The 14028-nt window shown below is 46.7% G+C and carries 15 protein-coding genes; 9 read left to right on the top strand and 6 right to left on the bottom strand.

Going from position 1 to position 14028, the window contains the following annotated elements; translation table 11 throughout:
* Positions 1-9: 9 nt before the first annotated feature.
* From L6I86_RS14695 to L6I86_RS14715, 5 genes are all read right to left on the bottom strand, one after another.
* The gene (locus L6I86_RS14695) at positions 10-621 is read right to left on the bottom strand and encodes a superoxide dismutase (RefSeq protein ID WP_236288187.1); all 612 of its coding nucleotides are present in this window, start codon (positions 619-621) and stop codon (positions 10-12) included.
* 96 nt (positions 622-717) lie between these two features.
* The gene (locus L6I86_RS14700) at positions 718-942 is read right to left on the bottom strand and encodes a hypothetical protein (RefSeq protein ID WP_236288189.1); all 225 of its coding nucleotides are present in this window, start codon (positions 940-942) and stop codon (positions 718-720) included.
* Between the two features lie 70 nt (positions 943-1012).
* Entirely contained in the window at positions 1013-2137 is a 1125-nt protein-coding gene (locus L6I86_RS14705) for a Ger(x)C family spore germination protein (protein ID WP_236288191.1), read from the bottom strand.
* Entirely contained in the window at positions 2134-3234 is a 1101-nt protein-coding gene (locus tag L6I86_RS14710) for a GerAB/ArcD/ProY family transporter (protein WP_236288192.1), read from the bottom strand. The genes L6I86_RS14705 and L6I86_RS14710 overlap by 4 nt, the downstream gene beginning before the upstream one ends.
* A complete protein-coding gene (locus tag L6I86_RS14715; RefSeq protein WP_338113411.1) occupies positions 3231-4802 on the bottom strand; it encodes a spore germination protein in 1572 nt (523 codons plus the stop codon). The genes L6I86_RS14710 and L6I86_RS14715 overlap by 4 nt, the downstream gene beginning before the upstream one ends.
* Positions 4803-5104: 302 nt before the next feature.
* Here L6I86_RS14715 and L6I86_RS14720 point away from each other — a divergent pair, with 302 nt between their 5' ends.
* From L6I86_RS14720 to L6I86_RS14760, 9 genes are all read left to right on the top strand, one after another.
* On the top strand, positions 5105-5536 hold the full coding sequence (locus L6I86_RS14720; protein ID WP_157256964.1) for a GNAT family N-acetyltransferase: 432 nt from the start codon (positions 5105-5107) through the stop codon (positions 5534-5536).
* A 143-nt stretch (positions 5537-5679) separates the two neighbouring features.
* On the top strand, positions 5680-6234 hold the full coding sequence (locus L6I86_RS14725; protein WP_236288194.1) for a DUF402 domain-containing protein: 555 nt from the start codon (positions 5680-5682) through the stop codon (positions 6232-6234).
* Positions 6235-6834 (top strand): signal peptidase I, encoded by a 600-nt coding sequence (lepB, locus tag L6I86_RS14730; RefSeq protein ID WP_236288196.1) that lies wholly within the window; start codon positions 6235-6237, stop codon positions 6832-6834. It abuts the gene before it with no gap.
* A 52-nt stretch (positions 6835-6886) separates the two neighbouring features.
* On the top strand, positions 6887-8056 hold the full coding sequence (queG, locus tag L6I86_RS14735; RefSeq protein ID WP_236288271.1) for a tRNA epoxyqueuosine(34) reductase QueG: 1170 nt from the start codon (positions 6887-6889) through the stop codon (positions 8054-8056).
* Position 8057: 1 nt separating this feature from the next.
* Positions 8058-8594, top strand: coding sequence for a methylated-DNA--[protein]-cysteine S-methyltransferase (locus tag L6I86_RS14740; RefSeq protein WP_236288197.1), 537 nt, complete (start codon positions 8058-8060; stop codon positions 8592-8594).
* 34 nt (positions 8595-8628) lie between these two features.
* Positions 8629-9660 carry an HD-GYP domain-containing protein gene (locus L6I86_RS14745; RefSeq protein ID WP_236288199.1) on the top strand — a complete coding sequence of 344 codons (1032 nt, stop codon included), beginning with the start codon at positions 8629-8631 and terminating at the stop codon, positions 9658-9660.
* Between the two features lie 78 nt (positions 9661-9738).
* Complete coding sequence (locus L6I86_RS14750; RefSeq protein ID WP_056617548.1) at positions 9739-9960, top strand: YneF family protein; 222 nt, start codon at positions 9739-9741, stop codon at positions 9958-9960.
* A gap of 39 nt (positions 9961-9999) precedes the next feature.
* The gene (gene folE, locus L6I86_RS14755; RefSeq protein ID WP_056617551.1) at positions 10000-10587 is read left to right on the top strand and encodes a GTP cyclohydrolase I FolE; all 588 of its coding nucleotides are present in this window, start codon (positions 10000-10002) and stop codon (positions 10585-10587) included.
* A gap of 261 nt (positions 10588-10848) precedes the next feature.
* A complete protein-coding gene (locus tag L6I86_RS14760; protein WP_236288201.1) occupies positions 10849-12174 on the top strand; it encodes a deoxyguanosinetriphosphate triphosphohydrolase family protein in 1326 nt (441 codons plus the stop codon).
* A gap of 556 nt (positions 12175-12730) precedes the next feature.
* Here L6I86_RS14760 and L6I86_RS14765 read toward each other — a convergent pair.
* Positions 12731-13756 carry an alpha/beta hydrolase gene (locus L6I86_RS14765; RefSeq protein WP_236288203.1) on the bottom strand — a complete coding sequence of 342 codons (1026 nt, stop codon included), beginning with the start codon at positions 13754-13756 and terminating at the stop codon, positions 12731-12733.
* Positions 13757-14028: the final 272 nt, after the last annotated feature.

Below are 14028 nucleotides of genomic sequence, written 5' to 3' on the forward strand. Positions count from 1 at the left end.
TAAATCCAATTATTTCGCTGCGTCGTAACGTTTGCCAACTTCGTTCCAGTTAACAACGTTCCAGAAAGCTGCGATGTAATCAGGACGTTTGTTTTGGTAGTTCAGGTAGTAAGCATGCTCCCAAACATCAAGACCAAGAACCGGCGTTTCGCCTTCCATGATCGGGCTGTCTTGGTTCGGCAAGCTGTACACTTTCAATTTACCAGCTTTGTCAACAGCTAGGAAAGCCCAGCCAGAGCCAAAACGTGTAGTTGCTGCTGCAGCGAAGTCTGCTTTGAATTTATCAAAGCCGCCAAGCTCGCTGTCAATTGCTGCTGCTAGAGCGCCTGTAGGTGCGCCGCCAGCTTCTGGTCCGATTGTTTCCCAGAATAGGGAGTGGTTAGCATGTCCGCCACCATTGTTACGAACTGCAGTACGGATATCTTCAGGAAGGCTGTTAAGGTCAGCGATCAGGTCGTTAAGGGATTTGTCATGCAGAGCTGGGTGTTTGTCCAAAGCTGCATTCAGGTTTGTTACGTAAGCGTTATGGTGACGGTCGTGATGGATTTCCATCGTTTTTGCGTCGATGTGCGGCTCAAGTGCGTCGTTTGCGTACGGTAGAGCGGGTAGTTGATGTGCCATTGAATAAATACCTCCTAAAAATTATGTAGTTTCAATTTCATTATGAAGGAACACAGCTAATAAAGCAACATTTGTGTTTACTAAGTCGGTAGTCCCTTAAATGCCGCGACGTTCCATTTCCCGTGTGATTTGATTATGCATGGCTGTATCTTGCTCATGAAGGTAGGGAGATAAGTCGCTCATAGTCCGGTGTAGCTGAAGCAGCTCGATTTCGGTCCATTCCTCAGGTTTCTTGGTGCTTAGAAACTGGAAATCCGGAATATCACGGGGGTACTCGTGCGCCGTAAGTTCATGATCTAGTTCGTTTTTGTTATCTGACATAGGTGTCACCTCTTTCTCAACGGAATATCCTCCTATAAGATGGTGTTTTTTCACGCATCTCATACATGCTTTATAGGGTTTCACCCATATTCTTTATTTTCGCCTTTACGTGGATACGAACATCAGCTTCCGAGAACGCGTGACCCCACTCATCCTGTACGCGCTCCCAGGCCTTGAATTGATAGGCGCGCGCATAAAGGCCTAGACCGATGGGATCAACTTCATGCTCTTGCATTTTTTTTACCAGAGATTTCATCTGCGCTTCTAGCTGCTGATTGATCTCGGCTTCAAGCTTAGGAGCATCATTCCTCACATCGAAGGTGAAAGGTTTTTCAGTCAATTGAATAGGCATGGAGCATTGGATATCAAAAACGAACTTATTCTCCTCGAAAGTGACTTTCAAGTCCCTTTTGATACGCAACGCATAGAAGCTGAGTGTGCCTGTTACAAAGGGGGAGTCGCCTTTCTCTTCTGGAAGTTTGACGGTGAAGGATAGAGCGCCATTCTTGTCCTTTTGCAGCATCTGAAGAAGCTGGTTCTCCGTATTGCTAATAGCGTAGGCATACTTTCCTTTTTTACTCAATAGCATCGTGCCTGCTGCCACAACTTCCGTATCCTTACGGAGGTTTGTTAAGTAGGGTGTAATTCCTTTCTCATACATTTGCCGATGAAGGTCAAATAGTGTCGAGACTTGTACCAAATTGCGTATATGCGCGGTATCCAGGAGCTTGGCAATATGCATGGACATTCTCCGTTTATCCGCAGGCGCAAAGTTCATAATCTCCTCGACGGAGCCCTCAACGGCGATCACTCTGGCCGTTTCCGATGTTTTAGGGTCACGGTAGAAGACATCCAGCAGCTTAAACCAATCGTCATGAGCCAAGATGCGTTTGCTTATAAGTACATTTTGGATTTTACCTGCGCTAACAAGTGCCGAAACTCGCGTGTCAAATTCGTTTCGGCTATCCCTTATGTTAACCGCTGTGACTTTGGTGACTTCATTTTTCGCCTTGGCTTCCTTATTAAAGACGGGACTTGATGCATAAATGACGAGATTATTATCTTTATCCAAATCCAACCCGACCATGAGAACAAGCGTCACATTTTCTAAGGGCATTTGATCTTTACAGCTAGATATCAGAATGAAGAAAGCAAAAAGCGGAAACAAAATAAGGCTTGTCCGCATCGGCTTCATGGGGAGGACCTCCTTAAGATGCGACGCATGCCCGATAGAATGGCCCATAAGAGCGGCGGTATAACAAAAGCGATCCCGATGCCAATATTTTGAACAATATCACTTAAACGCACACTGTCATTCCAACCAGGTTTCCAAACCCAAGTGACACCTACCATAACGGTAAGTATGAGGAGGATATGCAGTCGGGGCTGTCCTTTGAGCCCAAGCTGCTGTGTACAAATAACTGCCGCATATAGCACAGGAATGAAGGTTCTTACGATAATCAGCAAGTAGACGGACAGGATTAAAATATCAAAGCGTTCCAGAAAGCGAAACTCAATGATTTTAAATAAAGAGATGAGCGTATTATGGTATTGTGTGATCTCGTCTGGACTGAAATTGACAAAAGCAAGTAAAGTAAACAGCATGTAAACAAAAAAAGTGACGGAATTCGCAATAATGATGCCGAGGGAAGCAGAACTTTTTTTTTCTAAGTAGGGGTATAGAAAGAAGGTAATTTCAAACCCGACAAAAGAAAGAATGTTGGTTCTTAGGGTTTGTAATATAGGTATCCAGCCATGTTTCAGGATGGGGAGCAGATGAATCCATTGCGCATGTTTGAATAGATAGAAGGATGTTAATAGTAAGGCGCTTGAAAGGAACAGGATAATTTCAGAATAGCGTCCGATGATGCGAAATCCACCTCTAGTAATCATATAAGCGGGTAGGAGGAAAAGCAGCATGAGAACAGCAATATTCGTTTGCTGCATAATCCAATTCTGAACTAACAGGGCCATACGATTATAAATTAAAAAGATATAAAGAAGGAAATAGCCGACAAACATAACCATTCCCACCTTTCCAACCCATTTGCCAAAGTAATGACTCAATAAATCAATGATCGTGCCATTGGGGTGCGACTTCATGATCTGGATAATAATCAGACTGCTGACGATAGAAATAAGCCATCCGATGATTAGAACAATCCATCCGTCGGTTCCGCAGCCTTTCGCAAGTTCGCCAGGCAGAGGGATAAGGCCTACGCCTAATTGAACACTGTGAATGATCAAAATATATTGAAACAGCGTAATCTGATTGCCTTTGCCTGGAATCATGAAGAGTCGTCTCCTTCCTTTTTCATCATGCCATACCGACGTTTTTGAAGCGTGCGTACACTTTTGGGACGGTGGACCATTTTTTTGAGCGGCAGGCGGATGAAAACATCTTTCCAGTCCGCCATTCGAACCGGTGCAATGGGCGTGCTATACGGTTCACCGAGTGATTTTAAACTAATGAGGTGAGCTAGTATGACCATTGCACCTGCTATAATCCCAATGATCCCGTATAGGGAGGCAATCGTCATCATCGGGAAGCGAATTAATCGAACGGAAGCAGCCATATCATAATTTGGGAGAATGAAGGAGGCAACCGCCGTGGAGGCAACAACAACGACCATGAGATTGCTCACGATGCCTGCTTGAACGGCTGCTTGTCCAATGACAATACCTCCTACAATCCCGACAGTTTGACCAACTGGCGCAGGAAGACGGACGCCTGCCTCTCTTAACATTTCGAGCATAATCTCCATGATGAGTGCTTCAATGAAAGGCGGAAAGGGAACCGCCGATCGAAACTCCCCAATGGACAAAATCAAGTCCAAGGGAATCAGTTCATGATTATAGGAAACACAGGCAATATAAAATGCGGGAAGAAACGCTGCGATAATACAAGCGAAGAAACGAAGCAGTCGAAAGAAGGTCGCTACGGGCCAACGCGTACTGTAGTCATCAATACCCTGGAAGAAGGCGGCTAGGCCAACGGGTGCAATTAATACACTCGATGATCGATCTACGATGACACAAAAGCGTCCTTGCAACAGTTGGGATGCTGCCGTGTCCGGTCGTTCGGTTGTAATCATTTGTGGAAACAGGGAGAAGGGGTTATCTTCGATCAGCTCCGCAAGCTCGCCCGTATTTAAGATGCAGTCGATCTGCAAGCTGGAGATGCGACGCTCTAATTCAATGCGTATGTCAGGGAGCGCAATATCTTCTAAATACAAGATGGATACCTTACTTTTGGTCCTGTTTCCGACATAAAGTTCTTTAATCTTGAGCTCACGGCTGGGGATATATCGGCGAATTAAGGCAATATTTTGACTACCTGTTTCAACAAAGCCTTGATGCGCGCCCTTCAGCGAGGCTTCAATTTGGGAATCCTCAATGGCCCGTTGCGGCCAGCCCTGTGTTTCTAAGGAGAAAGCATGGGCTTGGCCATCGATGAAAAGAATACTATAGCCACGTAAAATTGAATTTTCTACGGTTTCCCAAGTAAGAAGGCTTTTGATTTCTCCTAAAGCGACAGGTAATTCATCTCTGTCATCCGTAGTCGTGTGAAACATGAGTTCGTGGAGGACGTTATTATTGATGGAGTTTTTATCCACAAGCCCATCGAGATAGGCAAGAGCTGCTGGAACTCCCGATTGTTTATAAGTAAATGTGCGAACGATCAAATCTGGCGTATCGCTGAAAATCGTGGCGAGTTGATCGATATTCTCCGATAGTTTTACCGATATTTCGACGATTTCGGACGATGGCGGTTCCTGTTGATCGTTGGAGTTTTCTTCGACCATCCGATGTGCGGCTTTAAATAAGCGGCGGATCAGTTCCATGTTCATCCATCCCATAAATTCTCAATTTCAAGGTTCTGTCTTTCATTGTTCCTTGGCGCATCGTCTTTTATGCGTCTTATAGGCTAGATCATAACGAATGACATAGAGGTAAAAAGAACTAGAATAATCAGCTAAAATGAAACTCCACTAATTGAAAACGCTTGCATTTAAGCGCTTTCAAGAGATATATCGAAAAAAACAAAGTTTTTTGTGAATTTCACCACATTTTCAGCAGGATTTCGTGTTTTTTTGTCGTATTTACTTCTTTACCAGAAAATTAATCTCTACAAATTAATATGGAATTGGGAGAGAACCGTATGCATGTTCGTTCATTTCAACTTGGTGATACCTCTTCGGTTAAAGAACTTCTAGAAGACGTTCTGTCGGAAACCTGCTATGAGGAGACGATTGAAGCCTTCGCTCGTCAGCTTTCGTGGGACACGGAGCTTGTTTTAATCGCTCAAGAAGAAGAGCAAGTCGTAGGCATGATTATCGGCACAATTGATAACAACAATGGCTACTACTATAGGATCGCAGTCGCAACAGCATATCAACGTAAGGGTATCGGCAAAGCTTTGATCGAGGCAATGAAGCAGCGGTTTCTCGGGCGGAATGTTAAGAAAATTATGGTAACGGTAGATGTGCACAATGAAATGGTGCTGCCTGTGTATGAGTCTGCTGGTTACAGTTCAGATGACTTTTCCAGAGCTGCTCATCGACTTAGCATTGTGAAAAAAGTAAGCGTCTAGTCTTCACTTGTTACGGGTAGGGAAGTAAAATAAGTTTACTTATAGGGAGCATATCTGTGCCGCCATTGCAATTGGGGGTCAGATATGCTTTTCTAGTATAATAAGGTAACGTTTCGGCAGCAATTTACAGAGGAGCTTGGAACATGGATAATTTCACGCCGTATGTGATAAAAAGCTTCAAACACGACGGGCATCTCCATCGCATGTGGTTGACCAATTGGCGGGTTCCTTCAAGTATGCTCCACGAAGAGCATCAGAAACAGGGCATGCTTGTGTTCATTAATAGTCAGACTAAGATTCAAGAAGCGGATGGCAAAGAGTGGGTTAGCCGCATTCCAGGGGTTTCTTTTTTTATTCCGAAAATGTGGTTTAATATCGTTGCTCTCATGGAGGAGACAGGGGTTCGCTATTACTGTAATGTGGCCTCTCCTTTATACGTGAATCAGCAAATTTTAACATATATCGATTATGATTTGGACGTTATTCGGTTGCCAGATCGAACGGTACATATTGTGGATCAAGATGAATACGAGCGTCATAAGCTCTGCTACCATTACTCGTCCCTTGTCGAAACGAAGGTGAAAGAAGGGCTTGCAGCGCTGCTGTCGTTAGTGAATGAGGACAAGCCGCCTTTTCAGGATGATATGGTGATCTACTATTATGAGCAATGGGAAAAGTATAAGAGCGGAGGCGGTTGAGTGAGCTTCTTCGTAGGGCGAGAAGATTCGAAAAGGCAAGTTTCTGTACAAGGGTATGTTCATGAATCGAAAAGCTTTACGCACGAGCTGTGGGATTGGACGAAATCCATTCTCGTAGCTCTTCTTGTTGTTATTATTGTTCATCAATTCGGTTTCAATTTGTCTACGGTGCGCGGTCACTCGATGGATCCGACGCTTCGAGAGGGCGAGTGGCTCTTCGTGAACAAAGCCATCACCTATTTGAAAGCACCGAGCCGTGGTGAAATCGTCATTCTCAAAGAGCCGGAGAAGCTTGCCCTGCCTCAGCACCCTTTATTGGTCAAAAGGGTTGTGGCTATCGCAGGTGATGAAGTACAGAGCCGCCAAGGGGCTCTCTATGTGAACGGCGATAAAGTCACCGAACCGTATGCGGATACGCCAATCGAAGATGGTGACTTCGGACCGACAGAGGTCGGACCGGGCCAGATCTTCGTAATGGGCGATAATCGGCATCTGGCAGCAAGCGCAGACAGCCGTATGTTCGGGGTCATACCGATCAGTCTCGTCCAAGGACGGGCTGACTTTGTGTTATGGCCGCTCGATATGGCGGGGAAGCTGTAAATTCAAACATAAGATGATGTGAAAGAGAGAGGTGAGCAGATTGGCGGTTTCCATGGCAAACACAACAGACTGGAGCAAGTTACAACAAGAGATCGTGGAAGCCGCGCCCTCTCTTGGTATTGATAAGATCGGCTTCACTTCTGCGGAGCCGTTTCACGCATTGAAAGACATCCTTCTCCGCCACAGGGAGAAGGGTTTCGAATCCGGCTTCGAGGAGCCGGACATCGAGAAGCGTGTACATCCTGAGCTGAGCTTCGACGCGCCACGGTCGATCATCTCGATCGCCGTCGCGTACCCGTCGAAGCTTTCGAACCCGCCCCGATCCGAGCCTGGCGCGTATCGGGGCATGATCTCGCGCTCCTCGTGGGGGAGCGACTACCACGACGTGCTTCGCGATCGGCTCGCGAAGCTGGAAGCCTTCATCGCCGAGCGCGTGCCGGAGGCGAGACTGCAGAGCATGGTCGACACCGGTGCCCTCGTCGACCGCGCTGTTGCCGAACGTGCCGGCATCGGCTGGAGCGGCAAAAACTGCGCCGTCATCACCCCCGAATGGGGGTCGTGGGTGTATTTGGGCGAAATGATCACGAACATCCCATTCGAATCCGATATAGGTATTATGGACCAGTGCGGAGACTGCACGATTTGCATCGATGCCTGTCCAACAGGGGCGCTAGTCGGCCCAGGGCAGCTCAATTCGAGCCGCTGCATCTCGTTCATCACACAGACCAAAGGGTATGTGGATGACGAATACAAACGCAAAATCGGCAACCGACTCTACGGCTGTGATACGTGCCAGGTCGTCTGCCCGAAGAACAAGGGGATGAACTGGACGCATCATCCCGAACTGCAGCCTGACCCGGAGAAGGTCAAGCCGCTGCTCATTCCCTTGCTCACGATGTCGAACAAGGATTTCAAAGAGCAGTACGGGCGCATTGCGGCTTCCTGGCGCGGCAAAAAGCCCATCCAGCGCAACGCGATCATCGCGCTGGGCAATTTCAAGGACCGCACAGCGGTGCCGGTCTTGAGTGATCTGCTGCTTAGCGACCCTCGCCCGGAAATCCGGGCTACTGCAGCGTGGGCGTTGGGGCGCATCGGCGGCGAGGAAGCTTTCGCCGCTTTAACTAAAGCTGCTGCGGCTGAGCAAGAGCCGCAGGTGATAACGGACATCGAGAAAGCCATGGCTGTACAGAACAGTCGAGCAGTGGCCGTACAGGAGGAATAAGATGAAACAGCAGCAAGAAACAGTCGTGCTCACCTATACCGAGATCGACTCGCCCATCGGTCCCCTCGTGCTTGTGGCCTCCCCACAGGGCCTCTGCAAGGTCGAGTTCGGTACCTATGAGAAGAATCGAGATCAACGTGAGCAGTGGGCAAGTCGTTGGTATGGGGCGTTTGAGCTTAGCGAAAATGCGGAGCAGCTAGCATCCGTAGCTGAGCAGTTAACGCAGTATTTTAAAAGAGAACGAGAGAGCTTTGAAGGGGATATGGATTTACAAGGGACGGAGTTCCAAAAGCGAGTATGGCTGGCCTTGCAAACGATCCCTTATGGGGAGACAGCATCCTATAAACATATAGCGGAAGCGATTGGCTCACCTAAAGCTGTTCGAGCGGTAGGGGGAGCGAACAATCAAAATCCCATTCCTGTCATTATTCCATGTCATCGGATCATTGGGGCAAACGGAGATCTTGTGGGTTATGGCGGGGGACTTCCGACCAAAGTGCACTTATTAGATTTGGAACAACGAACATTGCTAACCTAGAAGTTCAACAATTACAACATGTGGAGTGAATCCTATGAAATATGTGCATTTGGATTCGGTGGAGTCTGGTCAATACCTGGGACGTACGATATATGCCAGCAATGGGGCTATTTTGCTTTCGGAGAATGTGCAGCTAACCGTATTTATGATTAATACACTGAATCGAATTGGCGTGACGATGATTTATATCAAAGACCCGAACTTGGAAGATGTGGAAATCCCAGAAATTCTGTCGGACGAAACGAAGCGGCTTGTCATGACACAGATGGGGCAGACGTTCGCATCGATCCAGTCGGGCAAAGATTTCAACTCGCGCAATGTCAGCATGTCCATCAACACACTACTAGATGAGATTATGAAAAATCGTGATGTCCTCGTACAGTTGAACGACATACGGACCCAGGATAATCAAATGTATATCCATGCCATGAACGTCTGCATGATGGCTGTCCTCATCGGGATGAATATGGGGATGAATGCGACCCAATTGAAAGATCTCGCTATGGGAGCGCTTCTGCATGATATTGGTAAAGTGGAGCTGCTCACAGACGATGAATCGGAGGATCCGCGGCGGCATCATACGTGGCGCGGGTTTGAGCTATTGAAGAATAAGCGGGAGTTCAATCTGCTCATAGCACATGTAGCCTTTCAGCATCATGAAGCACTGAATGGAGAAGGCGTTCCGAGAGGGATCATGGGCGAAGATATTCATCTCTATGCCAAAATCACGGCCGTCGCCAATATGTACGACAACTTACTCTTTGATATGTCTGCAGGACGCCGCAAGCTACCGCATGAAGCCTGTGAATATATGCTGGCGTTGGCGGAAACGAAGCTGGATCGCGATGTGTTGATTCAATTTTTGAAAATTGTTTCGATTTATCCGACAGGAACTTCGGTGCGGTTGACGAATCGGGAGACTGGTGTTGTCGTTGGTCAGCATAGAGGACTTCCAACGCGTCCGATTATTCGGATTGTGAAGCAGGATGCCACAGATAAAGTATTGGACATCAAAGAGATCGATCTGGCGAAGGAAACGACTTTATTCATTGAGCAAGTTCTTTAATTTGTAAACCGTGGAACAGAAATGATATGATAGAACAAGCATTCTATTCTAAATATGTACAAGCAGGGGGCACAGGTTATGTGGAGTTATTTAATTCCCATTCTCACATTGATTGCAGGTTTGGTTGGCGGTTTCTTTATTGGTGTATTCTATTTGAAGAGACAGCTCGAATCCATGCAAAACAATCCTGAAATGCTAGCCAAAATGGCGAAGCAAATGGGCTACAACATGAATAAGCAACAATTGAATAAAGCACAACAGATGATGAAAAACCAAAATTTTAATCAAAAGCGGAAATAAAATATTATCAAGTGAAAATAGGGTGGAGTGATAGAGAAGATGGCATCCATCGATTATAAAAATGGATTAGTCGCAGAAAATCGCGAGCAGATTGAAAGTCATGTCCGTGAAATTTTGCGACTGATTGGTGAAGATGTAGATCGGGAAGGTCTGTTGGATACGCCAGCTCGTGTAACGCGTATGTACGAAGAAATTTTTGCAGGGTATGCAGCAGATCCACGCGAAGTACTTGGTGTTACTTTTGATGAACAGCATGAAGAGCTTGTTATTATCAAAGATATCGTTTACTACAGCCAGTGTGAGCACCATATGGCGCCTTTCTTTGGCAAAGTCCATGTTGGTTACTTACCGAGCGGTAAAGTGGCTGGTCTCAGCAAATTTGCTCGTTTAGTTGATGTTGTTACACGCAAGCTGCAAGTACAAGAACGGATTACTTCTGAAATTGCTGACATCCTATTCGATGTGCTTAAGCCGCATGGCGTCATGGTTGTCGTTGAAGGCGAGCATATGTGCATGTGCGCAAGAGGTGTGAAGAAATACGGCAGTCAAACCGTAACATCTGCTGTGCGCGGCTCCTTCCGTAAGGATGCAACACTGCGTTCGGAATTTCTATCTTTATTAAAATAATAAGAGCACTGGGGAATGTGCACGAAGACAATCGTCTTGTGCATCATTCCCTTTTTTCAGTTGTGCACCAGGTTAGGCTTGTTGGGGCATGGAGAATATAGTATTCTTTTAAATTAATAATCCTTCTGCATCAGGGGGGAGAATGGTGACTATCGTACATGCTCTCGCATAAACTGATAGCAGTGTGAGGAATCGCCCCAGCAGGAGGATACAGGTGAGATCGGCGCCCTACAGCGCTAGAGGGCTAGAGGAGGCAAGCATATGAACAACATACGGAAATATCGGCCTGGTGAGGCAGCTTCCTCGAAGTGGAGTGAAGAACGGGATGAATTTGAACGGGATTATGCAAGGTTGATTCAGTCACCAACTTTTCGGCGTCTACAAGGGAAATCTCAGGTTTTCGGGGCCGGCTCGGGAGATTACTATCGGACTCGTCTGACGCACTCCTTGGAGGTTGCACAGATTGCGCGAGAAGTGGCGAAGCGTTTAGAGCGGACGAATCCCTTTTTGAGCAAAAGAGAGCATCCAGGCCTGATCATCGATCCGACCGTGGTCGAGTGCGCATCCATTGCGCATGACTTCGGCCACCCGCCTTTTGGACATAAGGGCGAAGAAGTTCTCAATCATATCCTGATGAAGGATCACGGCTTGAAGTATGAGGGCAATGCGCAAAACTTCCGGATCCTCATGTTTCTTGAAAAACGAGCTGGCAGCGAGAGTGGTCTGGATCTGACGGCAGCTGTGCTTCTCGGTATTAATAAATATCCCTTCCTCATTGAGGAAGAAGGTCGTCTGAAGGGTGTATACGGCGCGGAGTGGGACGTTATTCGTGAGCTGCGTGACACTTGGAAAATGCCAGTGGGCTGCTCCACATTGGAAGCGCAATTGATGGACCTCTGCGATGATATTGCGTATTCTACGCATGATATCGAGGATGGCATTCGGGCAGGCAAAATTCAAATGAACGCTACCTTTTTCGAAGATCAACGATTGATTCGACATCTCGTGATGGAGATATTGAACGATCCCAATCAGCATAAATTCGGCTGGGAGCAAGTTGATATCGAGCAAATGGTGCGGCGCGTGCTGCACGATTATTTGGAGCAATGGGAGCTCATATTTGCAGAGTGCAACCGTGAGGAATCACGGACGCGCAGAGAGATGAAAGCCCGTTGGGTCAGCTCATTCGCGAGCCGCCTCGACATCATTGACGACACGGAGCGCGGCTGGAAGAAAGTCGCTCTCGTCAAAGACGGCGCAGAGGATATGGATCTGCTACGGACGATGGAAATCCTCAAGAAGCTGGCGTGGGTCACGCTGATCAAGGATTTCCGCGTCCTGCGCCTGCAAAAGCGCAGCGAAATCATCGTCGAGCGTCTCTGGGACAGCTTCATCGATAAGGACAAAGGGCAGTGGATCATCCCGCCTGACTGGATCGATAGCTACGAGCGGCGCAGCACGAATAGTAATTGGAGCTGGCCGCGCTTCGTCGCGGACTATATCTCAGGCATGACCGATGCGTATGCTGAGAAGGTATATGCGGAGCTGTTTGCGAGTAAATCGGGCTCGATTTACGAGATGGATTGAGTGGGGGCAGGCCCATTCAACTTCTGTCTGCTTGTAACGGTGAGCGGCTGCAGGTAGCTACATGGGGATAGAAGCAGGAGCAGGTGCGGGTTGCTACAAGCAGCTACAAGCAGTTATAAGTAGCCACAAGCACCAACAAGTACTTTAGAAGTACCCAAGCACCGACAAGTACCTTAGAAGTACCCAAACCCCGCCAACCCATTTTCACGAACCTGCCACCAGCAAATAGATGGATTTTCTCCAGCTAATCTAGCCGGTTTTTCACATTTTAGATGATTAGATGGAATTCCTGTAGTTAATTAAGCGAGTTTTAGGGGGATTGGTGGAAAGTACAGCTATTAGCTGTACTTTTTCCATTTAAATTCAATATTTGATGGAAAATGTCTGGATTAGCTGTAGGTTTTCTAGTTAAGTATTGGCTTGGGCGCATACGGTTGAGAAGTTGGCCAATTTGGTGATGAGAGGTAAGCGCTGCTTACCTCTTTTCGTATAGGCTCGTATAGGTATGCAAGCCGTTAAATGGCCAAAAAAATACCGACCTCATCAGAGGTCGATTTTATAGGGAGGAGGGAATACCAGCGTTAACGTGCTCGGATGTGGCCGATGGTTCAATACTGCCGAGGAAGTCCATTGTGCGGCTCACATACGTTTTGGGCTCAGCGCGATACAGAAGTTCATGCTGTGCGTTAGGGAGAATCCATAGCTTAGAAGCGGTGTTGTGTTGTTGCTTGAACATAGCCTCGACTAAAACATGAGGAGCCTTGTTATCATTTGTGCCATGAATCATGAAGATCGGCATCTCATATGACGTTGTGGTCACTTTAGTGAAAGGCACGTCGTGCAAGCTTACGCCATTAAGTAAAGGAAAGAATAAACGAACAAGTGGGAGAGAAGGGTATTTTGGCAGATGTACGACTTGATTCATATTTTGATAAAGGGTGTCTGAGTTCAGCAGAAATGTGCTGTCTAGGATCATCCCTGAAATATCTCCGTTTTGCTGTAGAGCAGTCTGTAAGGCAGTGCCTGCTCCCATGGAAAAGCCCCAAATAAAGATCGAACCGCCAGTGGATTGTTTGACGTAATCAATGGCCCCAAGCAGCTCTTGGGATTCCTGAACACCGCCGGTCATGAGGCGACTACTTGTGGGATTCACGTAGCCATAGTCAAACATGAGAACGTTATACTGCTTTTTATGGAGCTCACGGGCTAAGGTGTACAAAGGAACCCATTCTTCTTCACGATTGCCTCCATAGCCATGTGAGAAAATAACAGTTTTACTCGAGCCTGCTGCTGCGATGAACCAGCCATCTAAGTTGGATTTACCGTTTAGACTCGGGAATGAAATGTTTGTATAAGGAAGTCGGACTGCTTTCATCGGATTCGAATGTAGAGGCTCAATATGTGGCCTAGCCAAGGTCCAAGCAATATAAGCGTGGAAGATCAGTACGACTGAGGTGCATAGGATTAATAATACTAAAAAAGTTGTGGCGATTAGCTTTTTCCTGCGTAAAAAAGGTTGTGTAACCTGATCAAGAGTGGGTTGCAGCGATCCCGTTACAGGATTTAGTGTGGTTGTAGACATCGATGAAGCCTCCCTCCGTGAAGATCTGTATGTGAAATTCTGCTAGTTAGTGGTGTAAAATTGGAAGGGGGAGTTAATTGTTTAAATATTCTGATAAGTGTTTCTGTACTTTAATATTATTCTGAATGCGCTTTCAAGTCAATGTAGATGCGGCATTTGTAAGCCTTTTGTAACGGTTCTGTAATAATGGGAAAAAGAGGTGTTTGACCTTTACGGTTCCACGTAGTTTCGTTATACTGAACATAACAAGGTTTCATATAGTGAAACAGTTT

It is taken from the genome of Paenibacillus allorhizoplanae (assembly GCF_927798215.1).
In the GTDB taxonomy this organism is placed as follows: Bacteria; Bacillota; Bacilli; order Paenibacillales; family NBRC-103111; genus Paenibacillus_E; species Paenibacillus_E allorhizoplanae.

Excerpts from the sequence above, each read along its gene's own strand:
- L6I86_RS14695 (WP_236288187.1), bottom strand. The coding sequence starts at position 621 with ATGGCACATCAACTACCCGCTCTACCGTACGCAAACGACGCACTTGAG.
- L6I86_RS14700 (WP_236288189.1), bottom strand. The coding sequence starts at position 942 with ATGTCAGATAACAAAAACGAACTAGATCATGAACTTACGGCGCACGAG.
- L6I86_RS14705 (WP_236288191.1), bottom strand. The coding sequence starts at position 2,137 with ATGAAGCCGATGCGGACAAGCCTTATTTTGTTTCCGCTTTTTGCTTTC.
- L6I86_RS14710 (WP_236288192.1), bottom strand. The coding sequence starts at position 3,234 with ATGATTCCAGGCAAAGGCAATCAGATTACGCTGTTTCAATATATTTTG.
- L6I86_RS14715 (WP_338113411.1), bottom strand. The coding sequence starts at position 4,802 with ATGGGATGGATGAACATGGAACTGATCCGCCGCTTATTTAAAGCCGCA.
- L6I86_RS14720 (WP_157256964.1), top strand. The coding sequence starts at position 5,105 with ATGCATGTTCGTTCATTTCAACTTGGTGATACCTCTTCGGTTAAAGAA.
- L6I86_RS14725 (WP_236288194.1), top strand. The coding sequence starts at position 5,680 with ATGGATAATTTCACGCCGTATGTGATAAAAAGCTTCAAACACGACGGG.
- queG (WP_236288271.1), top strand. The coding sequence starts at position 6,887 with ATGGCAAACACAACAGACTGGAGCAAGTTACAACAAGAGATCGTGGAA.
- L6I86_RS14740 (WP_236288197.1), top strand. The coding sequence starts at position 8,058 with ATGAAACAGCAGCAAGAAACAGTCGTGCTCACCTATACCGAGATCGAC.
- L6I86_RS14745 (WP_236288199.1), top strand. The coding sequence starts at position 8,629 with ATGAAATATGTGCATTTGGATTCGGTGGAGTCTGGTCAATACCTGGGA.
- L6I86_RS14750 (WP_056617548.1), top strand. The coding sequence starts at position 9,739 with ATGTGGAGTTATTTAATTCCCATTCTCACATTGATTGCAGGTTTGGTT.
- folE (WP_056617551.1), top strand. The coding sequence starts at position 10,000 with ATGGCATCCATCGATTATAAAAATGGATTAGTCGCAGAAAATCGCGAG.
- L6I86_RS14760 (WP_236288201.1), top strand. The coding sequence starts at position 10,849 with ATGAACAACATACGGAAATATCGGCCTGGTGAGGCAGCTTCCTCGAAG.
- L6I86_RS14765 (WP_236288203.1), bottom strand. The coding sequence starts at position 13,756 with ATGTCTACAACCACACTAAATCCTGTAACGGGATCGCTGCAACCCACT.